Source organism: Labrys monachus (assembly GCF_030814655.1).
Taxonomy (GTDB): domain Bacteria; phylum Pseudomonadota; class Alphaproteobacteria; order Rhizobiales; family Labraceae; genus Labrys; species Labrys monacha.
Genome location: NZ_JAUSVK010000001.1, coordinates 1,544,488 through 1,568,459, shown reverse-complemented (window position 1 = coordinate 1,568,459; position 23,972 = coordinate 1,544,488). Strand labels below are relative to the sequence as shown.

The window sequence follows — 23,972 nt, the reverse complement described above, 5'->3', positions numbered from 1 at the left end:
GAGAAGCAGGGTTCATGGCGGATCGACGATGCCATTCCGGTCCGTCCCGACATAGATCGAAAAATGTAGACGGGGTATAATTAAAAATGAATGATACGGCCGCCCGATGGCCGTGCCGCTGCCTTCTTCCGTCCACCGCAGAAATTGACTCGAAACTACTCAATTTCATGGAGGAATGACCAAAAATCAGGCAACCGTCCTGAGGCCGAGGCGGTGACGTCGCTATAAGAGAAATTGAATGATATATTTCGACCCCTACCTTTTGCGTGCCTTTCTCACCGTGGCCGAGATCGGAACGGTGAACGGCACCGCCGCGGCGCTGGGCCGCACGCAGGCGGCCGTGAGCATGCAGATCCGCAAGCTGGAGGGGCTCGTCGGCACCCGGCTCTTCGAGCGCTCCTCCAAGGGGCTCACCATCACGGCCGACGGCCAATTGTTGACGGCCTATGCGCGCGAGATCCTTTCGCTCAACGAGGAGATCGGCAAGCGCCTGCAGAACAGCCAGATCGAAGGGCGGGTCAGGCTGGGCGTAGTGGAGGATTTTGCCGCCACCCGGCTGATCCACATCCTCAAGGCGTTCCGCGACCAGAATCCGAAGGTCGATATCGACATCATCGTCGAGCCGAACAAGCGCCTGGCGGCGATGTTCGAGAACCAGAAGCTCGATGTCGTCGTCTGCGACGTATCCCAGGTCAACCGCAAGCCGATGCTGGTATGGGGCGAGGAACTGCTGTGGGTGGTGCGCTCCGATATCGCCGTTTCCGCGGGGACGTCGCTGCCGATCATCATGTTCGAGGAATCGTGCCCCTGGCGCACGGCGGCCATGGCCGCGCTGGCCGACCGCGACATCCAGTGGAAGATCGTCTGCGAGGCCTCGACGCTGGTCGCCATGGTGACCGCCGTGCGGGTCGGCATCGGTATCGGCCCGATGATCTGCGATACCATACCGGAGGATTGCCGCATCCTGGACCGCGCGGCCGGTCTTCCGGTGCCGGTCCGCATCGATGTGGGGCTCTATGCCCAGTCCGCAGCTTCGGCCGAAGCCGATTATCTGGCGCGGTTCATCGCCCGCTACAGCCGGCGCGGCCTGGCGTGAGGACCTTCCGCCGACGGGCGGCGCGGCCCGATGCCGCAGGCGCCGCCCTGCCGGCCCGACTTGCCGCCCCGCGAGGCGTTCGTTCCGAAAAGACGATCCGGACGGCGCGGCGCCGGGGTACGACAGCGCTACCATCATCGATGCTACACAATATCGAATTCATACTTCGATATATTTTGTTATCGCGCGAGCCATCGGAACCGATATTTTCCGAATTGAATTCGACTGGCTCCTGTGAACAGCCTCCGCGGGCCGAAACGGCATCGCGGATCTGCGTCGCGGCATGAGCCGCCCGCGTTCCCGAAGCCGGCACGCCGCGGATCTCGCAAGCGGCTTATCTTGAGGGTGCATGATGACGAAGTGGGTCTATGGGTTCGGTGACGGCAGGGCCGAGGGCGAACAGGGCATGCGCAACCTGCTCGGCGGCAAGGGCGCCAACCTGGCGGAAATGTCGAATATCGGCCTGCCGGTTCCGCCCGGCTTCACCGTCACCACCGAGGTCTGCACCTGGTACTATGCCAATGGCCGCACCTATCCCTCCGAATTGAAGGCGCAGGTCGAAGCCGCGCTCGCCGAGATCGGGCGCATCACCGGCAAGGTCTTCGGCGACGCGGCCAACCCGCTGCTCGTCTCCGTGCGCTCCGGTGCCCGCGCCTCGATGCCGGGCATGATGGACACCGTACTCAATCTCGGCCTCAACGACACCACAGTCGCCGCCGTGGCGGAGGCTTCCCGCGACGAGCGCTTCGCGTGGGATTCCTACCGGCGCTTCATCACCATGTATTCGGACGTGGTGCTCGGCGTCGACCACGGCCATTTCGAGGAGATCCTCGACACCTACAAGGAACGCAAGGGCTATGTCGTCGACACCGACCTGATGGCGGCGGATTGGCGCGTCATGGTCGGCGAATACAAGGCGCTGGTGAGCCGGGAACTCGGCAAGCCCTTCCCCGACGATCCGCAGGAGCAGCTCTGGGGTGCGATCGGCGCGGTGTTCTCCTCGTGGATGAACGCCCGCGCCATCACCTACCGCTCCCTGCACGGCATTCCCGAAAGCTGGGGCACCGCCGTCAACGTGCAGGCCATGGTGTTCGGCAATCGCGGCGATACGTCCGCCACCGGCGTGGCCTTCACCCGCAATCCCTCCACCGGCGAGCATGCGCTGTATGGCGAGTTCCTGATCAACGCCCAGGGCGAGGATGTGGTCGCGGGCATCCGCACGCCGCAGCCGATCAGCGAGGCGGCGGCGAAGGCCGGCGGCTCGACCGAGACGTCGATGGAGAAGGCGATGCCGGGCGTGTTCGCCGAATTCGTCGCGGTGACGCAGCGGCTCGAGAAGCATTACCGCGACATGCAGGACATCGAGTTCACCGTCGAGGACGGCAAGCTGTGGATGCTGCAGACCCGCTCGGGCAAGCGCACCGGCAAGGCTTCCCTGCGCATCGCCGTGGAGATGGCCAAGGAAGGGCTGATCACCCGCGAGGAGGCGATCGGCCGCGTCGATCCCGCCGCCCTCGACCAATTGCTGCATCCCACCATCGACCCCACGGCCGCGCGGGTGGAGATCGCCCGCGGCCTGCCGGCCTCGCCCGGCGCGGCCTCGGGGGAGATCGTGTTCACCTCGGAGGAGGCCGAGGCCGGCAAGGCGGCCGGCAAGACGGTGATCATGGTGCGCCAGGAGACGAGCCCCGAGGACATCCGGGGCATGCTGGCCTCGGCCGGCATCCTCACCCGTCTCGGCGGCATGACCTCGCATGCGGCGGTGGTGGCGCGCGGATGGGGTAAGCCATGCGTCTCCGGCGCCGGCGGCATCCGCGTCGACGGCGCGGCGGGGGCGCTGATCGCCGGCGGGAAGACCTTCCGCCGGGGCGACGTCATCACCATCGACGGTTCGACCGGCCAGGTGCTGGCCGGACGCATCGCCATGGTGCAGCCCGAGCTGTCGGGCGAATTCGCCGAATTGATGGAATGGGCCGATGCGGTGCGCCGCATGAAGGTGCGCACCAATGCCGAGACGCCTGCCGATGCACGCCAGGCCCGCATGTTCGGCGCCGAAGGCATCGGCCTGTGCCGCACCGAGCACATGTTCTTCGACGGCGACCGCATCGTCGCCATGCGCGAGATGATCCTCGCCGACGACGAGAAGGGCCGCCGCGCCGCCCTCGCCAAGCTGCTGCCGATGCAGCGGGCCGATTTCCGCCAGCTCTTCGAAATCATGCACGGCCTGCCGGTGACGATCCGCCTGCTCGACCCGCCGCTGCACGAATTCCTGCCGCATACCGACGAGGAGATCGAAGAGGTGGCGAAGGCCATGGGCGCCCCGGCCGCGAAGCTGCGCGCCCGCGCCCTCGAACTGCACGAGTTCAACCCGATGCTGGGCTTCCGCGGCTGCCGCCTCGCCATCGCCTTCCCGGAGATCGCGGAGATGCAGGCCCGCGCCATCTTCGAGGCGGCCGTCGAAGCCGCGGTCTCCACCGGGCAGCCGGTGGCGCTGGAGGTGATGGTGCCGCTCGTCGCCACCAAGGCCGAACTCGACCTCGTCAAGGCCCGCATCGACGCCATGGCACAGGCCGTCGGCAAGGAACGCGGCGAGACGCCGGCCTACCAGGTCGGCACCATGATCGAACTGCCGCGCGCCGCCATTCGCGCCGGCGAGATCGCCGAGACGGCCGAATTCTTCTCCTTCGGCACCAACGACCTGACGCAGACCACCATCGGCATCAGCCGCGACGACGCCGCCTCGTTCCTCGGCACCTATGTGCAGAAGGGCATCTTCGCCGTCGACCCCTTCGTCTCGATCGACCAGGAAGGCGTCGGCGCGCTGGTGGAGATCGGGGCCGAGCGGGGCCGCCGGCAGAGGCCCGGCCTCAAGCTCGGCATCTGCGGCGAGCATGGCGGAGACCCCGCCTCGATCGCCTTCTGCGAACGCACGGGGCTGGACTACGTGTCCTGCTCCCCCTTCCGCGTGCCGATCGCCCGCCTCGCCGCGGCCCAGGCGGCCCTGGCGCGAAAAGCATAGCGAGGTTAGGCCGCCAGCTCGCCCGTCCTTGCTCCGGACGTGAATATTTTTGCTGAAATCGCATCGGCCGGGCGATCCGGATGCCGTGCTGCCGCGTTAAGGCTTCGCTGCGCCCGGGCCCCGATGGTTCCGAACGATACCATAGGGTGATCCGTGCGCCCCGCCGCAAACGAACCGGAGCCGAGGATGAACACCGACAGCATCGATCCCGACAAGGCCCGGATCGGTGTCCCGGGCCTCGACGACGTGCTGGGAGGCGGCCTTTCGCGGGGCCACGCCTTCCTGCTGGAGGGCAACCCCGGAACCGGAAAGACGACGATCGCGCTCCGTTTCATGCTCGAAGGGGCCCGGGCCGGAGAGCGCTGCCTCTACATCACGCTTTCGGAGACCGAGCGCGAGCTGCGGGCGGGCGCCGCCTCGCATGGATGGACGCTCGACGACAATATCGGGATCTTCGAGCTGGTGCCGCCCGAAAGCCTGTTCGACGCCGGCCGGGAGCAGAGCCTGCTCTACTCGTCCGACCTCGAGCTCGGCGAGACCACGAAACTCATCTTCGAGACGTTCGAGCGGGTACGGCCGAGCCGGGTGGTCATCGACAGCCTTTCCGAGATCCGCCTTCTCGCCCAGAACTCGCTGCGGTACAGGCGGCAGATCCTGGCGCTCAAGCATTATTTCGCCCGGCACTCCACCACGATCCTGCTGCTCGACGATCTGACCTCGGAACTGTCGGACAAGACGGCGCACAGCGTGGTGCACGGCGTCGTCCAATTGGAGGAGCTGGCGCCCGACTACGGCGCCGAACGCCGGCGCCTGCGCATCCTGAAATATCGCGGCCAGGCCTTTCGGGGCGGATATCACGACTTCGCCATCAAGACCGGCGGCGTCATGGTGTTTCCGCGGCTCGTCGCGGCGGAGCACCGGACGAGCTTCGCGCGCCACCAGGTGAAGAGCGATATTCCGGGCTTCGATGCGCTGCTCGGCGGCGGCATCGAACAGGGTTCGAGCACGCTGATCCTCGGACCGGCAGGCACGGGCAAGAGCACCTTCGCCCTGCAGTTCGTCTCCGCTGCGATCCGGCGGGGCGAGAAGGCCGCCATCTTCATCTTCGACGAGGAACTGAGCCTGCTGTTCGACCGGACCGCCGCGATGGGCTTCGACCTCGAAGCGATGCGCGATGCCGGCGCCTTGAACATCGAGCAGGTCGATGCCGCGGAACTGTCGCCGGGCGAGTTCGCCCATCGCGTCCGCGACCGGGTCGGCAAATCGCAGGCCAAGACGGTGGTGATCGACAGCCTCAACGGCTACCAGGCGGCCATGCCCGAGGAGAATTCGCTCGTTCTCCACATCCACGAGCTCATGCAATATCTCAACCGACAGGGAGCGAACACCTTTCTCACCGTGGCCCAGCACGGCCTCGTCGGCGACATGAAGGCACCCGTCGATGTGACCTATCTGGCCGATACCGTCATTCTCCTTCGCTATTTCGAGGCGCTGGGGCGGGTTCGCCGCGCCGTTTCGATCATCAAGAAGCGGACGGGCCGGCATGAAGAGACGATCCGCGAGTTCAGCATCGGCGGGAACGGATTGGTGCTCGGCGCGCCCCTCAGCGATTTCCAGGGCATTCTGCGCGGGGTTCCGACCTTCGTCGGCGACGCAGCTCCGCTCCTGAAGCTGAAAAATCCGGGCGATGACCATTCCTAACGCAGGTTCCATCAAGGCGGTCATCCACGCGCCGCTGGGCCGCGACGCGTCGGTGGCGAGCGCCCTGCTGGACGAGGCCAGAATCCCCTCCGTCATCTGTGCCGACACCGCCGCTTTCGGGAAGGCCTTGCGGGACGATGCCGCCTTCGCGCTCGTGACGGAAGAGGCGCTGCGCTCGGCGGACCTGCGTGACATCGTGGCCTTCCTGAAGGAGCAGCCGGCATGGTCCGACCTGCCCTTCATCATCCTGACCCTGCGGGGGGGAGGCCCCGAATCCAGCCAGGACGTGGTCCGGCTCACGGAACTGCTGGGCAACGTCACCTTCCTGGAACGGCCGTTCCGGCCGGCGACCTTCATCAGCCTCGCCCGCACCGCCCTCAAGAGCCGCCAGCGCCAATATGAGGCGCGCGGGCACATCGAGGAACTGCATGAGAGCGAGGAACGGCTGCGGACCGCGCTCGTCGCCGGACGCCTCGGCTCGATCGAGCTGGCGCTGGGCACCCGCAAGCTCACGACCTCGCCGGCCTGCCGGGCGATCTTCGGGCGGGATGATGCCGACGCCCCCTTCACCTATCGCGACCTCGTCGCCGCCCTCCCCCCGGGCGACCGGTCCCGGGTCGCCGCCCTCGTCGGGGAGAGCCTGCGGACAGGCACGGATCTCGCAGTGGAAAGCCGCATCCTGTGGCCCGACGGCACAGTCCATTGGGCGGAGTTGCGGGCGAGGCTTGTGCTCGACAGGACGGGCGCGAACTCCCGGCTCGTCGGCGTCGCCTCGGACATCACCGAGCGCAAGACGGCGGAGGCGACGCTCCGGCAGCTCAACGAAACGCTGGAGGAACGTGTCGCCGAGCGCACGGCCGAATTGAAGGAGGCGCACGCCGCCAGGCTGGCCGAGATCGAGCACCGGCAGAAGACGGAGGAGCAGCTGCGCCAGGTGCAGAAGATGGAGATGATCGGGCAGTTGACGGGTGGCGTCGCCCACGATTTCAACAACCTGCTGATGGTCGTGCTCGGCAATCTCGAACTCCTGCGCAAGCACAGTCCCGACGATGCCAAGGGCATCCGCCTCATCGACGGCGCGCTGCAGGGCGCCAGGCGCGGTGCGGCGCTGACGCAGCGGCTGCTCGCCTTCGCCCGCCGGCAGGACCTGAAAGCCGAGCCCAGGGACCTCGTCGGCCTGGTCGGCGGCATGACCGATCTGATCGAGCGGTCGCTCGGGCCGGGAATCGAGCTGCATCTCGACCTGCCCGCAGGCCTGCCGCCGGTGATGGTCGATGTGAACCAGCTCGAACTCGCCGTCCTCAACCTGGTGGTCAATGCGCGGGACGCCATGCCGGACGGCGGATCGCTCTCGATCACGCTCCAGCCCGCGGAGACGGCCGCCGCGCAGGACCTGCCGGCCGGGCGCTATGTCCGGCTCATCGTCGGCGATACCGGCCAGGGCATGGCCGGGGAAACGCTGAGACGCGCCACCGAACCGTTCTTCTCGACCAAGGGAGTCGGCAAGGGGACGGGCCTCGGCCTCTCGATGATCCACGGCCTGATGATCCAGCTGAACGGCGCGCTGCGGATGACGAGCGAGCTCGGCAACGGCACCCGGGCCGAATTGTGGCTCCCGGTGGCGACGGAGGCACCGGAGGCGGAACCGGCGCCGGAAACCGCCCCGCCGCCCGACGACAGCCCGGCGAGCTATACCATCCTGGTGGTGGACGACGACGCGCTCATCGCGATGAGCACGGTCGACATGCTCGAGGATCTCGGCCATGCGGTCATCGAGGCCAATTCGGGCGAAGCCGCCCTCGAGATCCTGCGGAACGGGCGCGCCGTCGACCTGCTGATCACCGACTATTCGATGCCGCGGATGAACGGCGCGCAGCTGGCCGACGCGACCCGCAGGCTGCGTCCGGGCCTGCCGGTCCTGCTTGCCACCGGCTATGCCGAGCTTCCCGAAGGCCGGAGCCTCGACCTGCCCCGGATCGGGAAGCCCTACCGGCAGGAGCAGGTGGCCGCCGAGATCCGTAGACTTTTGAACCCGGGCGCGGCCTGATAGTATTGCGGCCATGCCGCGACGCGGGGAGGCGCGGCAGCACGCAGCCCCCGATCTCCCGCCCCCGCCGAGGCTGGCATGTCGAACAAAGCCCTCCTTGCCTTGCTTGTCGCGATCGGCTCGGCCGCGCCGGCCGTCGCCGCGGCGGAGACCGTCGAGGTTTCCGACGATCATGGCGGCAGCGTGCGTGCCTATGCCGAGCGCTGGCAGGGCCTGGCGGCGCGCGGCGTCGATGTCAGGATCGTCGGCCCCTGCCAGTCGGCCTGCACCGTGCTGCTCGGCTATATCCCGCGCCGCCATATCTGCGTGACGCCGGAGGCGCGGTTCGGATTCCACACCGCCCATCTTCCCGAGGCGACCGCCCTCCTCTGGCGCGGCTATGCGCCCGACATCAGGGGATGGATCGAGGCGCATGGCGGGCTGACCCCCGACTTCAAATGGATGGGCGCGCCCGATACGTATCGCTATTTCCACAGATGCTGACGGCGGCGTTGTTCGGCCGACTTGCGCCTCCCCTCCGAAATCCGGTTAGGTTTGTCCATGAACGAATCCGGCAAGCGCCATACGGGCGGCTGTCTCTGCGGCGCCGTCCGGTACGAAGCGGAGGGCGAGCCCGATCTTTGCGGCCATTGCTATTGCGCCGACTGCCGCAAGGCCTCCGGCTCGGGCTTCATTCCCTTCATGGGCTTTTCGAGTCGCGCCGTGCGGTTCACCGGCCGCACGCAGCAGTTTCGCTCGACGTCCTGGCGGGGAACCGAGGCAGTGCGCAATTCCTGCCCGGTCTGCGGCGGCCTCGTCTTCGGCGGCGAGGTCGGCAAGGACGATTCGCATACGATCTATGCCGGCTCGCTGGACGACCCCTCCGCCTTCCGTCCCACGGTGGCGATCTTCACGCGCGGTCGCCCCGACTGGGCGACGATCCCGCCGGGCCTCGCCGTCTTCGAGACCCTGCCGGAGTGATGGCGAGGGCGCGCGATCGCCTCACTTGCGCCGAAACGGATGGCTGGGGTTGCGCACCACGAAATCCGGTACCTGTCCCGGCTTCTCCGGCATCGGCTCCGCTTCGGGATGGCTGCGATAGCTCGAGAACCGGAACCCCGCCCGCCACAGGGCTTCGACCTTGCGCCATTGCGCGATGTTCCGTTTCCCCGGAGGCTTGAAGGAACGCCCCATCCAGTGCAGCCGGGCGCCGCAATGAGGACAGGGCTTGTCCGCGGGATCCGAACTCCGGATATCGACGTCGATCTTGAAGGAGATCCGGCACTCGAAGCAGGCATGGGCCACCCGATAGGGCGCGCCGCGGTGATAGGCGGGTGGCATGGCGGGCCGCCAGCGGCGCTGGCCAGCGCCGCGGCGAAGTTCCATGCGTCGTGCTTTTTCGGCTGGACTCCCCATGCCCGAAAGATAGCTTCCCACCGCATTCCGAGCAATGACCGGCCAAAGGGATTTGTGCCCGGTCCGGCAAGGTCGAGGTGGTGCGCAAGGCAACACGGCAGCCCGCCTCGCCCCCGGCGCGGCGTCAGCGCATCGCCGGATGCGGTTTCGAAAACCCGATGGCCCACACATTATAGGCGGCCCCCGCCAGCATGAGGATGCAGGTGCCGAGGAACACCGCCGGCATGCCGGCATGGCCGCCGATGAAGCCGCCGACGAGAGGCCCCGCGACCTGGCCGGCGAATTGCGAGGATATCGAATAGCCGAGGATGGCGCCGGCGAAATGGTCGGGAACGTTGTGGCGGATCACGGCGGCGATGCAGGGCAGCAGGCCACCGAGCGCGAGACCCATCAGGAAACGCAGGCCGATCAGCTGCCAGCCGGCCGTCACGAAGGCCTGCGGGATCAGCAGCAGGCCCGAGACGGTGAGCGCCAGGATGATGACGGTGGAATGGCCGATGCGGTCGGCGAGCTTTCCGAGCTGCGAGGCCGACAGGATGCTGCCGAGCGCCGCCGCCGACATCACCAAGCCGGCGATGAAGGTCACCTGGCCCTCGTCCGCCACCAGCGTGCGGACATAGACGGTGATGATCGGCTCGATCGACATGGTCGCGAACATCAGCAGGAGGCCCGTCGCCAGCATGGCGAAGACGGCGCCCTTGTTGGGGATGTCCGCCCATCGTCCGCGCGGCTGCGCCTTCCTCTCCTGCGTCCGGCGCGGCGTTTCCCGGATCAGGAACACCGTCGCGACGAAGGCGACGAAGATGAAGGCGCCGGCGAACCAGAAGGTCTCGCGGATGCCGATCAGCGGCGGCAGGAGACCGCCGACCAGCGGGCCGATCAGGTTGCCGGCCATGATGCCGGAGGAGAGCACGCCCAACGCCCAGGCGGACCGGTGTTTGGGCGTCTGCATCGCGACGAGGATGGTCGATCCGGACGAATAGCCGCCCGCCAGCCCCGCCAGCAGCCGGAGGCCGACGAGCTGCCAGATATTGGCGGAGAAGCCGATGAGCGACATGGTGACGGCCATGCCGAGGCTCGCCCGCACCAGCATGGACTTGCGGCCGTAGCGATCGCCGAGACGCCCCCACAGCGGCGCCACCAGGGCGGCGGCGAAGAAGGTGGCGCTGTAGGCGATGCCGGACCATTGCACGATCGCCGCATGCCCCGTCACGCCGAGATGCTCCACATAGAGCGGCAGGAACGGCAGCATCAGCGTCATCGCCACGATCGTCGAGAAGGAGCCGAAAAGGCACACGATCAGGTTGCGCCGCCAATAGGCGGCGTTGTCGTCATTCATGTCATTTGCCGGTTGGAAGGCCAAATTCTATTGGTAGGACAATGAGGTAGGAATAGTCGTGGGAGCGATGGGTGTCAATTCCGCCCCGGCCCGCCGCCGCCTTGCCGCTATCCGCGATCGGCGGAGAGCTCCAGCCGGCGCGAAATCCCGATGGCGTCCAGGAACGCCTCGTCATGGCTGACGACGAGGAGCGCCCCGTCATAGGCCCGCAATCCCGCCTCGACGGCGGCGATCGCCTCGATATCGAGATGGTTGGTCGGCTCGTCGAGGATGAGCAGCCCCGGCGGCGCCGATCCGCCGAGGACACAGGCGAGGCCGGCGCGCAGCATCTGCCCGCCGCTCAGCGTCGCCACCATCTGCAGCGCCGCATCGGCCCTGAACATGAAGCGGGCGAGCGCCGCGCGGCAGGCATTCTCATCCGCCTGCGGGTTGATGCGCCGGAAATTGTCGCGGATCGACATCGCCGGATCGAGCAGGCTCACCCGCTGGTCGAGCATGGCCGGCGCGGTCGTGACCCGCATTGTCCCGCGCCAGGGCGCGAGCGTGCCGGCGACGAGCGCGAGCAGCGTCGTCTTGCCTGCGCCGTTGGGGCCGGTCACGGCGATGCGCTCCGGCCCGGTGACGGTGAAGGACAGGTCGAGGAGGACCGGCTTGCCCGGCACATGGCCGGCCGTCACGCGGTCGAGCGCCAGCACGATCCTGTTCGGCGGCAGTCCCGTCGGCGCCAGCCTGACGCAGACGGCCTCGAGGACCTCGATCCTGCCGCGCGCGGCGGCCGCCGCCTCCAGCGCCTCGCTACGCCGGCGTTCGGCGAGCCGCGCCTTTTCGCCGCCCGTCGCCTCGCTGCGCTGCTTTGCCCCGCCGAGGGCGATGCGCGGCACGCCGCCCTTCGCCGCCTGCCGCCTGCCGGCGCCGTCCCTGCGGGCCTGCCGTTCGGCCGACAATTGCGCGGCATCGGCAAGAGCGCCGGCGCGCTTCTCGGCGGCGGCGAGGTCGTGCCGGGCGGCGGCGAGTTCGACCGCGCGGCGCTCGCGATAGCCGCTCCAATTGCCGCCATAGCGGGTGGCGCCGAGCGAGGTCAGCTCGACGATGGCGTCGACGGTCTCCAGCAGTTCCCGGTCGTGGCTGACGATGATGGCGCCCGCCTGCCAGCCGGCGACGAGCTCGATCACGGCGGCGCGGCCGTCCCGGTCGAGATCGTTGGTCGGCTCGTCCAGGATGAGGAAGTCGGGCTCCCCGAAGACGAGGGCTGCGAGCCCGGCGCGGGTGCGCTGCCCGCCGGACAGCGCGGCGAGAGGCGTCTGCGCCGCCGCGTCGAGGCCCACTTTTGCGAGCGCGGCGGCGATGCGGGTCTCCAGCATCCAGTCGGCGGCGGCGATCTCGTCCGCATCGGCCTCCCCCGCCTCCGCCCGCCGCAGCACGGCGAGCGCCTCGGTCGCGCCGAACAGCCCGGCGATCGTCTCGCCGGGCTCCGCCCGAACGCTCTGGCGCAGCAGGCCGAAGCTGCCGCCGACGGATATCGTCCCGGATCGGGGCTGCCTCTCGCCGGCGATCATCGCCAGGAGCGTCGATTTGCCGACGCCGTTGCGGCCGACGAGGCCAGTCCGCTCGGCGCCGAAAGTGAGATCGAGATGGGAGAAGAGCGGCCGGCCGTCAGGCGTGGACCAGGAAAGATCGGACAGCACGATGGAGGCGGACATGGACGGCAAAATCCCCGGAAGCAAGGCAAATCGGCATTGCGATCGGGTGGAAATCCATGGCGGCGCACATCCTGCGGAAACGATTGTCGCCTCTGAGATTAGGCGATCGGCGCACACGGTTCAAGACAGCGATGGCTTCGGTCGGGAGGACCATCGCTCTTTTTGCGTCATCCCATGCGCCGCCATTCAGCTCCCGGCCGCCAGTCTGTCCTGCGTCTTCGTATCGAAATCGCCGGCGTCGTGGCGCTCGTGCAGCTGGCTCGACGGCTCGCCGAAGGTGCGGTTGACCATACGCCCGCGCTGCACTGCCGGCCGGCTGCCGATCGTGTCGGCCCAGCGCTGGACATTCTTGTAGTCCTGCACCGAGAGGAACTCCGCCGCTTCGTAGAGCCATCCCTTGACGAGGCCGCCATACCAGGGCCAGACGGCGATGTCGGCGATGGTGTAGTCGCTGCCGGCCAGATATGCATTGTCGGCGAGGCGCCGGTCGAGCACGTCGAGCTGGCGCTTGGTCTCCATGGCGAAGCGATCGATCGCATATTCGATCTTCGTCGGCGCATAGGCATAGAAATGGCCGAAGCCGCCGCCGAGATAGGGCGCGCTGCCCATCTGCCAGAACAGCCAGGACAGGCATTCGGCGCGCGTGCCGATGTCGGCGGGCAGGAACGCTCCGAACTTCTCGGCGAGATAGAGCAGGATCGCGCCGGATTCGAACACGCGGATCGGTTTCGGGCCGCTGCGGTCCATCAGCGCCGGGATCTTGGAGTTGGGATTGACGCCGACGAAGCCGCTGCCGAACTGCTGGCCGTCGCCGATCTTGATCAGCCAGGCATCGTATTCCGCGCCGCCATGGCCGAGGGCCAGGAGCTCCTCCAGCATCACCGTGACCTTGACGCCGTTGGGCGTCGCCAGGGAATAGAGCTGGAGCGGATGGCGGCCGACCGGCAAATCCTTCTCGTGCGTCGGTCCGGAAATCGGGCGGTTGATGTTGGCGAATCGCCCGCCGCTCTCCTTGTTCCAGGTCCAGACCTTCGGCGGCGTGTAGTCGGGCGGATTGGTCATCTCGAACGCTCCAGGCAAATGGCAGAATGGCGCGCCGCCACAGTCCCCCTCATCGGGGCCCGCGGGCGGCGCAGTGACGCAAGGAACTCCTGCCCTGCGATCGGGCCTCGCGTCTTCGCAATTTTGCGTGAGCGCACCGGTTCCGCCCGGCTGGGCGCGCCGTTGCCGTAAGGCATGGCGGCCAGAGAGGGGCTCACGCCTCGGCAAAACCATACAGCCGTTCGGGATTGTCGACGAAGATGCCCTGGCGCAGCGCCTCGTCGGTCACCCACTCGCCGAACATGTCGACGAGATCCGCATCGTCCGGCATCGGCACCCCGATCGAGGGATGCGGCCAGTCGGTTCCCCACAGCAGCTGGTGCGGGCCCGCCTCGACGAGCGCCGAGACAAAGGGCGCGGCATCGTCATAGGGCGTGTGACGGCGTCCCGTCACGCGATAGCTGCCCGAGAGCTTCACCCAGGCTCGTCCCTCGCGGACCAGGCCGAGGAGCGCCTGGAAGCCGGGATCGGCAATCCCCTTGGCGGCCGGCACATGGCCGAGATGGTCGAAGACAGCGGGCACGCCGAGGCCGGCGACGAGGCCGGCGAGGTCTTCGATCGCCGAGACGTCGGCGAGGAACTGGAGATGCCAGCCGAGGGGACGAATCCTCTCGGCGAGGCGGCCCGCGGCCTCGATCGTCAGGCCGGCCTTGAAGAGCAGGTTGAACCGGACGCCCCTCGCCCCCTGGCGGTGCAGCGCCTCGAGCTCGGCGTCGGAGATTTCGGGGTCGAGCACCACCACCGCCCGCATCGGCAGCCGGCTCCGCCGCACCGCCTCCAGCGTCCGGCGGTTGTCGAGGCCGTACACGCTCGGCTGCACGATCACCCCGCGCGAGAAGCCGAGCGTTCCGGCGAGTTCCTCATAGGCGAGGAGGGGCGCGTCCGGCGGCGTATAGCTCCGGCCGGGGGCGTAGGGATAGGCGGATTCGGGGCCGAAGACGTGGAAATGGCAATCCACGGCACCGGCCGGCAGGTCGAGGCGGGGCTTGCGGCCGGCGGGCCGGGCCGGCGCGCAGACGGGGATGGTCATGGGAGCGCTTCCTTCTCGCGGGAACGCTGCGGCCCGTCAGGGGCCGCAGCGCAGGGATGCACGACGCAGGGCGGCGGCCCGCTCAGGGCTGGACCGTCGCCTGCACCTTGGTCAGTTTGAACAGGTCGGCCGGCGCTTCGCACTTGCCGCAATTGATGCCGGGCACGTCGGGCGCCTGCCTGACGATATCGCCGGGCAGCGGCTGGATGGTGGCGCCCGGCGTCGGCGTGCCGTTGAGCGCGGAGGTGAGCGAAAGCTCCGGCGTCAGCACCGGATCGAACACTTCCGTGTTGAAGCTGTCCGGCACCTTGTCGGCCGGGAAGGCATTGCAGCCATCCTCGAACTTGTCGCCCGCGCAGACCTTGACCTTGTCGGCCGGCACCCAGGGCAGCGGATATTCGATGTTGTGGACGCTCACCTTCCGCTTGCCGGTCAGTTCCTCCATCATCAGCTTGAAGGCATAGCCGGAGACGTTGATGGGATCGCCCGAGGAGATGCCGGTGAGGCCCCGCTTCCGCAGATCGGGATTGGCGAGCGCGAGGCGGAAGCCGTTGGTGTTCTCGCCGGTCACCGGAACGAGCTTCTGCATGCCCGCTGCGAGCATGGCCTTGACGATGCCGTCCTCGCCATTCTCGCCGAAGACGGCGTCGACGTCCGGATGGGCGGCGAGCGCCTTGGCGGTCTCCTGCTGCGTCGCCTGGCTGCTCCACATGCCGTAATATTCGGCGATGATCTGGATGCCCGGATATTTCTTGAAGACGCTCATCGCACCGTCATAGTTCATCTTGTCGACGGAATTGCCGGGCACGCCGCGGTCGATGAACACCTTGCCCTTGCCGTTCAGCGTATTGACCAGCCACTGGGCCGTATTCTGGGCGAAGCCGGCGGTGATGTAGCTCACGGTGCGGGCGCAGGGCTCGGTCACGGTCGCGCTGTAGGTATAGACGAGGACGTGCTTCTCGCAGGCGTGGTGGATCGCCCGGTTGAGGCCGGTCGCCGAGATCGGGAAGGTGATGATGGCATCGGCGCCGGCCGAGATCATGCTCTCATAGGCCGAGGCCTGGGCCTGGACGTCGGTGCCGGAGATCACGGTCTTGAGCTCGACCATCTTGTCGTAGGGCGGCGTCGCGGCCAGGGCCTTGATCAGATTCGAGGTCTCGGTCTGGTAGCCGTTGCCGCTGTAGCTCATGCTCAGATAGATCTTGAACTTCTTGTCCTGGGCTTCGGCCGGGCCGTGAAAGGCCGCGCCGGCGCATGCCGCCAGGGCCGCGGCGAACAGGAGACCCTTGCCGTTTCCTCGCATCTTCATTTTTCTTCCCTGTCAGAAATGCCTGTTCTCAGGCTGTTGCCTCGGCGGAATGCCGAACTTCTAGTCTTTCCCCGGCTTCCGGCGGCGCCGGCCGAGCAAGTGCTGGAGATCGTCGCGCAGCAGAACGAGCGCGACGAAGATCACCGCGCCGTAGATGATGGTGCGCCAGCCCTCGGGAATGCCGAGGGAGGAGACGATGGTCGAAAGGGTGGTGAGCAGGATCGCGCCGGCGACGGCGCCGGGATAGATGCCGCGCCCTCCGACGATCGAAGTGCCGCCGATGACGACCGCGGCCACCGAAGGCAGCAGGTAGCTCTGGCCCATCATCAGGGTGACGCCGCTGACATAGCCGACGAGGAGAATGCCGCCGAGCCCCGCGCTCGCCCCGCTGATCGCATAGGTGGCGATCGTCAGCCGGCGCACCGGCAGGCCCGCCACATAGGCGGCGGTGGGATTGATGCCGAGCGCATAGAGCCTGCGGCCGAAGGCGGTGCGCGTCTGCACGAACCAGCCCGCCAGGGTGAAGAGGACCATGAGGTAGAGCATCGGCACGCCGATCGCGGTCGGTGCGAACAGCGCCGAAAGCATGGGCGAGGCGGCGCCGGTCGGCGTGCCCTGCGTGAAGCCGAGCGTCGCGCCGTACAGCATGATGCCCATCGCCAGCGTCATGATGAAGGGCGGCACCCCGAGCAGGCTGATGCCGATGCCGCTGCAGGCGCCGATCGCCGCGGTGACGAGCAGGATCGCCGGGACGCCCCATACCAAAGCGGCGCTCGAATCGCCGATCCAGTTGAAGGCCAGGATGCCGCCGAGGGTCATCATCGAGGCGACGGAAAGATCGAGGCCGCCGATGAGGACCACCATCTGCTGGCCGAAGGCGACCACCATCACGAAGCTCGAGATCAGGAGGATGGCCTTGATCTGCGCGAGGCTGCCGAAGCCCGGCCCCAGGCCGCGCGAGGCGAAGATCAGGACGATGGAGACCGCGAACAGCACCAGCGCGTTGCGCAGGTCGCGATCGAGGCGCGACAGGCCGCGGCCCGATGCGCTGCCGCGCGTGTCCGCGGGCCGCACGGGGGTGCCCGGCCGGGTTTCGGCGCTCATGAGCGAGCCTCCCCCTGCGACGAGAAGCGGGCGGAGATCGCGGCGATCACCACGGCGAGCACCATCACGGCACCCTGGAAGATGCCGGTGTAGAAGGACGACACGCCCGTGGAGAACAGCACCTTCTGGAGCAGCGTGAGCGTGAGCGCGCCGAGCATCGAACCGGCGACGCCCCCGCGCCCGCCGGCGAAGGAAGTGCCTCCGAGTGCGATGGCGGCGAAGACGAGCAGCAGATAGGGATCGCCGACATTCGGCGTGCCGGTCGCGGTCAGCGCGGTCAGCATGAAGCCGGCCAGCCCGTAGCAGATTCCGGCGAGGACATAGGCGATCACCTTGGTACGCCTGACGGGAATGCCCGCCAGCACGGCCGCGGTCTCGTCGGCGCCGACGGCATAGAGCCGGATGCCCCAGTCGGTCCGGCGCAGCAGGAACCAGACCGCATAGACGCCGACGCCGACCGCCAGCGCCACCGGAACGGTACCGGCGATGCGGTCGGTGAGGTCGTAGACCATGAAATCGGACACGTTTCCGCCGGGCGCATCGAGCACCAGCAGCGCGGCGCCGGAACACACGATCATCGAGGCCAGCGTCAGGGCGATCGACTGCAGGTTCCAATAGGCGACGAGCACGCCGTTGACGGCGCCGACCAGCGCGCCGACCGCCACCGCGACCGCGAGGCCCTGCAACGCCCCCAGCGGGCCGTCACCCGCATGGACGGCGACCAGGACATTGGTGAGCGACACCACGCCGGCCACCGACAGGTCGAAGCCGCGCGTCAGCACGACGAGCGTGCCGCCCGCCGCCGCGAGCGCGAGCGGCAGGCTGTTGTTGAGGATGTCGGTCAGCACCGACTGCGTCAGCGCATCGCTCTGGGTTGCAGCGAACACCACGAGGAGCACGACGAGGATGGCGACGATCACCGTGGTGCCGTCGCCGAGCATGCGGCGGTACCAGGGCTCGGGCCTGAGCATCGCCCCGGCCCTCGGGTTGACGGCTTCGACGCTCATGCCCGTGCCTCCTGTCCGGCAGCGAGGGCGACCAGGCGCGGCTCGGAAAGCGCTTCTTTCGGCACCTCTCCCGCCACCCTGCCGCGATAGACGACGATGCATCGGTCGACGAGGTGCACGAGTTCGGAGAGCTCGGTCGAATAGACGAGCACCGATCCGCCATGACCGACGAAATCGCGGATCACGCCGTAGATGACCGCCTTGGTGCCGACATCGACGCCGCGGGTCGGATCGAACAGCACGAGATGGCGCGCGCCCGAGGCCAGCACGCGCCCGATCAGGGCCTTCTGCTGGTTGCCCCCGGACAGTTCGCCGATCTTGAGGCGCAGATAGCGCTCGGCGAGGTCGACGCGCCGCGCTTCCCGCCGCACCGCGGCGCGCTCGCCGGCCCGGTCGAGGATGCCGAAGCGACTGAGCCGGCCGAGCAGGGAGAGCGAGATATTGGTGTCGGTGCTCAGGCCGAGGAAGACGCCCTCCGTCTTGCGCTCCTCGGGCACGAAGCCGATGCCGGCCCGCGCCGCGGCGGCCGGGGACGCGATGACGGCGGGTTTGCCGTCGATGGCGATCTCGCCGCCGCGCACCGGAGTCAGGCCGGCGAGCATGCGGAAGAGATCGCGCTGGCCCTGCCCTTCCAGAGCGGCGACGCCGACGATCTCGCCGCTGCGCACGTCCAGGCTGATGTCCCGGACATTGCCGCCCGCAAGGTTGCGGACCGCAAGGGCGACCGGTCCGCCGCGGCCGGCGGGCGCCGCATGCGCCGTTGTCCGGGCGCCCGCGGCGGCGCCCACCATCATCTCGAAGATGCGGTCGTCGCCGACGCCCTCCAGCGGGACGGTCTCGATGCTTTCGCCGTTGCGCAGGATGGTGCCCCGTCGGCACAGCCGCCGGATCTCCGACAGGCGATGGGAGATGTAGAGCACGCCGGTGCCCGTCGCCGTCAGCCTTTCGAGGATAGCGAACAGCCAGCCGGGATCGGCCAAGGCGGCCGTCGGCTCGTCGAGCACCAGCAGCTTGGGACTGCGGCTGACGGCGCGCATGATCTCGACGCGCTGCTTTTCCGCCAGCGACAGCGAGCGCACCGGCAGGTCGGGATGGATATGGCCGAGCCCGTATTCGCCGAGCATCGCCGCGGCGCGATCGCGTGTGCGGCGTGCCGAGACGAAGCCGAGCGGTCCCTTGAGCTGCAGGGGCAGCAGGAGGTTCTGGGCGACGGTGAGGTTGGGCAGCAGGCTGAGTTCCTGGAACGCCGTCGACACGCCGGCTGCCCGCGCCGCCATCGGGCTGCCCGGCGCGAAGGGGGCGCCGCCAAGGGCGATGCGCCCGCTGTCGGGGGTGACGATGCCGCTGAGGACCTTGACGATGGTCGATTTGCCGGCGCCGTTCTCGCCGAGAATGCCGTGGACCTCGCCGGCCTCGATGTCGAGCGACACGCGGCGCACGGCGATGGTCGCGCCATAGGCCTTCGAAATGCCCTCCATCACCAGGATGGGGGACGCCGCCCGTGCCCCGCTCGCCGTCGCCGCGGTCAGCATCGCGGCCACCGGTCTTTGCCCGCCTGCATGGCCGCGCCCCCTAGGAATTGTAGGCGCCGCCATCGATGCCGATGGCTTGGGCCGTCATGTAGGTGGATTCGTCGGAGGCGAGATAGACGAACATCGGCGCGATCTCCTCCGAGCGGGCCTGCCGGCCGAGCGGCACGAAGGAGGCGACCTTGGCCTCCTGTGCCGAGGCCCCGCCCATGAAGTCGATGGCGGGCCGGTTGAAGGCGGTGTTGACCCAGCCGGGACAGATCGCGTTGACGCGGATGTTGTCGGACGCGAGTTCGAGCGCCAGCGCCGTGGTGAAGGCGATCACCGCGCCCTTCGAGGCCGAATAGGCGGCGAGCCCCGGCCCTCCGCGCTTGCCGGCGAGCGAGGAGGTGTTGATGATCGATCCCCCTCCGGCCCTCCGCAGATGCGGGATCGCATATTTCGCGCCGAAGAAATGCGCCCGGACATTGACGGTGAAGAGCAAATCCCAATGCGCCGTCTCGAAATCGGCGATGGCGCCGGAATATTGCACGCCGGCATTCTGGACGAGCACGTCGAGCCCGCCCAGCCATGCCGCCCCCTCCTCGACCAGCGAACGGACGCTCGCTTCCTCGGCGACGTCCGTGCGGATGAAACGAACGCCATCCCCGAACTCCCGGGCCACCGCCTCGCCCGCTGCTGCGTCGCGGTCGCCGATGACGACACGCGCGCCCTCGGCGACGAAGCTGCGGACGGCTTCCTTGCCGATATTGCCGACGGCGCCGGTGATGATGATGCGTTTGCCGGTCAAGCGTGCTGACATGAGAGCGAAGCCCCTTCGTCGGTTGGGTTGGGATCAGCCACGCAGACGGCTCGCCATTTGGCGAAGGCCGGCTGCCGGACCGGCGTCGAGGCCGCGGAGGAAGCTTTCGATCGCGGCATTGCACTCCTCCGGCCTTTCCAGCGGCGGCATGTGCGCAGCCTCCTCGATCGCGACCAGGCGAGCGTCGGGAATCGTGCCCGCGATATGTTCGAGCATCGGCAGCGGGGTCGAGAGATCCGCTGCGCCGGCGACGACGAGGGTCGGCACCCGGATGCGCCCGATGACGGGCGACAGGACCATGTCGCGGATCGCGGCGGCGCAGCCCGCATAGCCATCCCGGGACGTGCGCAGCACCATGCGCCGCATGGAGGCCATGAGGTCGGGGTGGGCAGCCCTGAAGGCGGGCGTGAACCAGCGGTCGATCGTCGGCTCGACCTGCGGCTCGACGCCGTCCCGCCGCACCTCCCGCACGCGCTCCTGCCAGGCCTTGCGCGGCGCCTCGCTCGATGTCGCCACAAGCGCGAGGCTCTCCAGCCTGTCGGCATGATGCACGGCGAGGAACTGGCCGACCATGCCGCCCAGCGAAGCGCCGACGAGATGGGCCCGGGCGATCGACAGCCCGTCCAGCAAGGCGAGAAGGTCGCCGGCGAGCAGGTCGAGCGAATAATCCCCCGGCGTGGCGCCCGTGCCGCCATGGCCGCGCATGTCGTAGCGCAGCACGCGAAAGGAGGTCGCCAGCACGGCCAGCTGGTTCGCCCACATCGACAGATCGGCGCCGAGCCCGTTGGCGAGCACCACGACGGGCGCAGCGGACGGCCCCTCCAGCGCATAGGCCGTGTCGATTCCGTTGATGTGGATGAGATCCGGCATGGGGCCTTTCCGACAGGGCGCCGGCAGCGCCGACTGGTATATCCCTTTTTGTAGATAACATTGTCAACAATCTTATAGAAAATTTTATCGCCAAAATATATGAAGAACGCGACAGCGCGCGGCGGGAGGCGGGCACGGCGTCCAACCCGTGCGTTCGGCGCGGCAGTCGTGCTAGCTAGGACGAGTCGGAGGGGGAGACAGCTTGGGAACCAAGACGGACGCGCAGGCAGCAAGACTGATCGATGCCATCAAGTCGGACATCATCATCGGACGGCTTCGCCCACGAGAGCATCTGGTCGAAGACGAGATCAGCGCCAAATTCCAGGCCTCGCGCCATATCGTGCGCGCCGCTCTCGTCGGCCTCGAGCAGATGGGCCTCATCATCCGCCGGCCCAACCGGGGCGTCGTGGTGCGCGACTTCTCCGTCCGTCAGGTCGAGCAGATCTACGAGGTGCGGATGATCCTGCAGGCGGAGGCGGCCAGAAGGCTGCCGATGCCCGCCGCCGCCGAAACCGTCGCCGCCCTCAAGGCCATCCATGCGGACTACTGCCGCGCGCAGGACGCCGGCAAGCTGCTCGAGGTCAATGTCCTGAACGACGCGTTCCACCGCCGGATCTGGCAGACCTGCCCCAACCAGTACCTCGCCGACACGATCGAGAGGCTCTGGGTCGAGACGACGGGAATCCGCTGGTACGGCGTCGGCGATCCCACCCTCCTCGTCGACTCCCGCAAGGATCACGAGCGCATGATCCGGCAGCTGGAGGCCGGGGACCGGGAGGGCTTCGTGGCGCTCGCGGTCAGCCATATCCTGCCGCCGCTGGAAGCCTTCAAGCGGGCTCACGGGGCGGCCGCCTTCGGGCACCCGGCCGGCGTCCGGCCCGACCACGCCGAAGCGGAGCAGAGCCGATGAAGCCAGACTACGAACTTCTCGTCCGCGGCAACAATCTGCGGCTCAAGGACGACTTCCTGGGCATGTCGAACGTCACCCTGATCCAGGGGCCGAGCGGCCCGATCCTGTTCGACACCGGCGGCTACATATCGAGGCTCGGCCTCCTGAAGGCTCTCGACGCCCGCGGCCTCAAGCCTGCCGACATCCCCCTCGTCTTCCTCTCGCATCTGCATTTCGACCACGCCCACAATGTCGACCTGTTCGCGCATGCCGAATTCCTGGTCAGCCGGCGGGAATGGGACTATGTCGGCGCGCCGCATCCCGACGACCTGCTCGTGCCCTGGGGCATCCGGGAACAGCTGTCGAAGTCCAGGGTCACCCTCATCGAGGGCGAGGGGCAGATCGATCGGGGCATCGGCTTCTTTCCGGCGCCCGGCCACACGCCGGGGTGCTTCGCGATCGAGCTGGACACCGAGCGCGGCACCACGGTGATCGCGGGCGACGCCATCAAATACGCCAAGGAAGCCATCCTGCGGCGCTGCGACATGGCTTTCGACGAGATCGAGGTGGGAACCGCGACGATCCGCAACATCCTCGATCGCGCCGACCGCATCATGCCCGGGCATTTCCCCGAGCTCGTCAGGCTGCCGGACGGCAACTTCGTCTGGGACGAGGCCGCGCCCTTTGAACTGATGGTCCGTTAGAGCATCGCGGCTCGGCCCGGCAGGGAGCCGGTCACGCCACCTGGAGCGATACGGAACGCCGGACCTCGCGCGCCCCGCCGGAACAGGAGGGCGTTGGCGCATCCCGGCGTCGGCGTTCGGGCGCCCCGGAAGGGCGACGGCGGCCGTCGGCCGGCTCACCCCATCAGGTTGGCGTCGCGCATCAGCCGCCAGCGGCCGTCCGCACCCTTGCGCAGGATGGTGAGCGTGTAGCCGGAGCGGCGTATCGCCTCGCCGCCCGGCGGCGTGATCGAGACCTCGACGTGATTGCGCAGCCACGCCCAGTCGCCGAGCACCTGGATCTCCTGGATCTCGCTCCCGCCCTCGACGCGGATGTCCTTCGAGCCTTGGACCGCGGCTTCGAAGGCGTCCTTGCCGAAGGGCTCCCGCCCGGGGACCATGAAGATCGCGTCGTCCGTCATCAGGCCGAGCACCGTCTCGTGGTCTCCCGCCTTGCTGGCGGACATCCATTGATCCACCATGTCGCGAATGGCGCGCTCGTCTTCGGTCATGCGATTGCCTCCTGTTGGACGACGGCCGCGGCAGGCCCGAAGAAGACATCGAGATCGGGGCCGGAATCATGCCGGGGCGTCCACGCTTGCGGCAGGAGGAATATCCCCCTCCGTGCCGGAGGTCCATGACTGCAGGAGGCCGATGCGCACCGGCGTCTATGCCACGCGGTGTTCGGGGCGATGGCGCAGGCGGCGGCAGGCCGCCTCCAGGCGGCCGACAGCCGCCACGGCGAAGGCCAGGCTGGCCTCGTCGACCAGCCGCCCGTCCCGTATCTTCTCCGCGATGCCGCCGATCACCACCTGGGGTCCCGGCACGAGCAGCGCCTGGGCGGAGAGCAGCGCCTCGTTGACCTGCGCGTGCGCCCGCACGCCCCCCGTGAATGCCGGCGAGGACGAGATGACGAGCACCGGCCGGCCGGTGAGGGACGACGTCCCGTAGGGACGCGACGCCCAGTCGATCGCATTCTTGAGGACGCCCGGGATGCCGTGATTATATTCCGGCGTCGCGATCACCAGGCCGTCGCTGGCGGCAATCGCTTCGCGCAGCTGGCGGACGGGCTCGGCCGTCGCCGGCCCGTCCTCGTCTTCGTTGTAGAGCGGCACCTGCAGGTCGCGGATGACGAGGTCCGCACCGGCGCCGAGGGCGGCCTGAAGCCCGCGCAGGATGGCGGTGGAGTGGGAGTCGCGGCGCAGGCTTCCCGTCAAGCCGAGGAAGCGCAGGCGGTCGGGGCGGTCGATCATGTAAGGCCTCTCTGTCTGGGGGGCGGCCGTCATATGCGACGCCGCGACAGGCGGGCCCG

General features: G+C 68.2%; 21 protein-coding genes. 8 read left to right on the top strand and 13 right to left on the bottom strand.

The features are described 5' to 3' along the window. The first annotated feature begins 238 nt into the window (after positions 1-238). The 6 genes from J3R73_RS06980 (at position 239) to J3R73_RS06955 (ending at position 8,823) form a co-directional block, all read left to right on the top strand. A complete protein-coding gene (locus tag J3R73_RS06980; protein WP_307424225.1) occupies positions 239-1,096 on the top strand; it encodes a LysR substrate-binding domain-containing protein in 858 nt (285 codons plus the stop codon). Between the two features lie 352 nt (positions 1,097-1,448). Further along, positions 1,449-4,115 carry a pyruvate, phosphate dikinase gene (gene ppdK, locus J3R73_RS06975; protein WP_307437161.1) on the top strand — a complete coding sequence of 889 codons (2,667 nt, stop codon included), beginning with the start codon at positions 1,449-1,451 and terminating at the stop codon, positions 4,113-4,115. A 186-nt stretch (positions 4,116-4,301) separates the two neighbouring features. Beyond that, positions 4,302-5,816 carry an ATPase domain-containing protein gene (locus J3R73_RS06970; RefSeq protein WP_307424221.1) on the top strand — a complete coding sequence of 505 codons (1,515 nt, stop codon included), beginning with the start codon at positions 4,302-4,304 and terminating at the stop codon, positions 5,814-5,816. Continuing rightward, positions 5,803-7,863 (top strand): hybrid sensor histidine kinase/response regulator, encoded by a 2,061-nt coding sequence (locus J3R73_RS06965; RefSeq protein ID WP_307424218.1) that lies wholly within the window; start codon positions 5,803-5,805, stop codon positions 7,861-7,863. The genes J3R73_RS06970 and J3R73_RS06965 overlap by 14 nt, the downstream gene beginning before the upstream one ends. Positions 7,864-7,941: 78 nt before the next feature. Beyond that, a complete protein-coding gene (locus tag J3R73_RS06960) occupies positions 7,942-8,346 on the top strand; it encodes a hypothetical protein (protein WP_307424215.1) in 405 nt (134 codons plus the stop codon). A gap of 57 nt (positions 8,347-8,403) precedes the next feature. Then, positions 8,404-8,823: a GFA family protein gene (locus J3R73_RS06955; protein WP_307424211.1), complete on the top strand. Its 420-nt coding sequence runs from the start codon at positions 8,404-8,406 to the stop codon at positions 8,821-8,823. Positions 8,824-8,844: 21 nt separating this feature from the next. Here the strand turns inward: J3R73_RS06955 and J3R73_RS06950 are convergent, their stop codons facing one another. The 11 genes from J3R73_RS06950 to pcaD all read right to left on the bottom strand — a co-directional run bounded on the left by J3R73_RS06950 (position 8,845) and on the right by pcaD (position 21,049). After that, the gene (locus J3R73_RS06950; RefSeq protein ID WP_307424208.1) at positions 8,845-9,228 is read right to left on the bottom strand and encodes a hypothetical protein; all 384 of its coding nucleotides are present in this window, start codon (positions 9,226-9,228) and stop codon (positions 8,845-8,847) included. Positions 9,229-9,382: 154 nt separating this feature from the next. Beyond that, complete coding sequence (locus J3R73_RS06945; RefSeq protein WP_307424205.1) at positions 9,383-10,597, bottom strand: MFS transporter; 1,215 nt, start codon at positions 10,595-10,597, stop codon at positions 9,383-9,385. Positions 10,598-10,704: 107 nt separating this feature from the next. Beyond that, entirely contained in the window at positions 10,705-12,297 is a 1,593-nt protein-coding gene (locus J3R73_RS06940; protein WP_307424202.1) for an ABC-F family ATP-binding cassette domain-containing protein, read from the bottom strand. 186 nt (positions 12,298-12,483) lie between these two features. Continuing rightward, entirely contained in the window at positions 12,484-13,359 is an 876-nt protein-coding gene (gene yghU, locus J3R73_RS06935) for a glutathione-dependent disulfide-bond oxidoreductase (protein WP_307424200.1), read from the bottom strand. Positions 13,360-13,552: 193 nt separating this feature from the next. Further along, positions 13,553-14,428: an amidohydrolase family protein gene (locus J3R73_RS06930; protein WP_307424197.1), complete on the bottom strand. Its 876-nt coding sequence runs from the start codon at positions 14,426-14,428 to the stop codon at positions 13,553-13,555. An 82-nt stretch (positions 14,429-14,510) separates the two neighbouring features. After that, positions 14,511-15,737 (bottom strand): sugar ABC transporter substrate-binding protein, encoded by a 1,227-nt coding sequence (locus J3R73_RS06925; protein ID WP_307424194.1) that lies wholly within the window; start codon positions 15,735-15,737, stop codon positions 14,511-14,513. A gap of 60 nt (positions 15,738-15,797) precedes the next feature. Then, complete coding sequence (locus J3R73_RS06920; RefSeq protein ID WP_307424191.1) at positions 15,798-16,841, bottom strand: ABC transporter permease; 1,044 nt, start codon at positions 16,839-16,841, stop codon at positions 15,798-15,800. Beyond that, positions 16,838-17,848, bottom strand: a complete 1,011-nt coding sequence (locus J3R73_RS06915; protein ID WP_307424188.1) for an ABC transporter permease — start codon at positions 17,846-17,848, stop codon at positions 16,838-16,840. Before J3R73_RS06915 ends, J3R73_RS06920 begins: the two co-directional genes overlap by 4 nt. Further along, positions 17,845-19,380 carry a sugar ABC transporter ATP-binding protein gene (locus tag J3R73_RS06910; RefSeq protein WP_307437156.1) on the bottom strand — a complete coding sequence of 512 codons (1,536 nt, stop codon included), beginning with the start codon at positions 19,378-19,380 and terminating at the stop codon, positions 17,845-17,847. Before J3R73_RS06910 ends, J3R73_RS06915 begins: the two co-directional genes overlap by 4 nt. Positions 19,381-19,420: 40 nt before the next feature. Beyond that, positions 19,421-20,179: an SDR family NAD(P)-dependent oxidoreductase gene (locus J3R73_RS06905; RefSeq protein ID WP_307424185.1), complete on the bottom strand. Its 759-nt coding sequence runs from the start codon at positions 20,177-20,179 to the stop codon at positions 19,421-19,423. A gap of 33 nt (positions 20,180-20,212) precedes the next feature. Further along, on the bottom strand, positions 20,213-21,049 hold the full coding sequence (gene pcaD, locus J3R73_RS06900; protein ID WP_307424183.1) for a 3-oxoadipate enol-lactonase: 837 nt from the start codon (positions 21,047-21,049) through the stop codon (positions 20,213-20,215). A gap of 202 nt (positions 21,050-21,251) precedes the next feature. Between pcaD and J3R73_RS06895 the strand changes: the two genes are divergently transcribed. Both J3R73_RS06895 and J3R73_RS06890 read left to right on the top strand, forming a co-directional pair. Further along, entirely contained in the window at positions 21,252-21,959 is a 708-nt protein-coding gene (locus J3R73_RS06895) for a GntR family transcriptional regulator (protein WP_307424181.1), read from the top strand. Beyond that, positions 21,956-22,642: an MBL fold metallo-hydrolase gene (locus J3R73_RS06890; RefSeq protein WP_307424179.1), complete on the top strand. Its 687-nt coding sequence runs from the start codon at positions 21,956-21,958 to the stop codon at positions 22,640-22,642. Before J3R73_RS06895 ends, J3R73_RS06890 begins: the two co-directional genes overlap by 4 nt. Positions 22,643-22,797: 155 nt before the next feature. On the opposite strand, the gene J3R73_RS06885 is transcribed toward J3R73_RS06890, so the two are convergent. Next, positions 22,798-23,172 (bottom strand): SgcJ/EcaC family oxidoreductase, encoded by a 375-nt coding sequence (locus J3R73_RS06885; RefSeq protein ID WP_307424177.1) that lies wholly within the window; start codon positions 23,170-23,172, stop codon positions 22,798-22,800. A gap of 156 nt (positions 23,173-23,328) precedes the next feature. After that, entirely contained in the window at positions 23,329-23,913 is a 585-nt protein-coding gene (locus tag J3R73_RS06880) for an NADPH-dependent FMN reductase (protein ID WP_307424174.1), read from the bottom strand. Between the last annotated feature and the right edge of the window lie 59 nt (positions 23,914-23,972).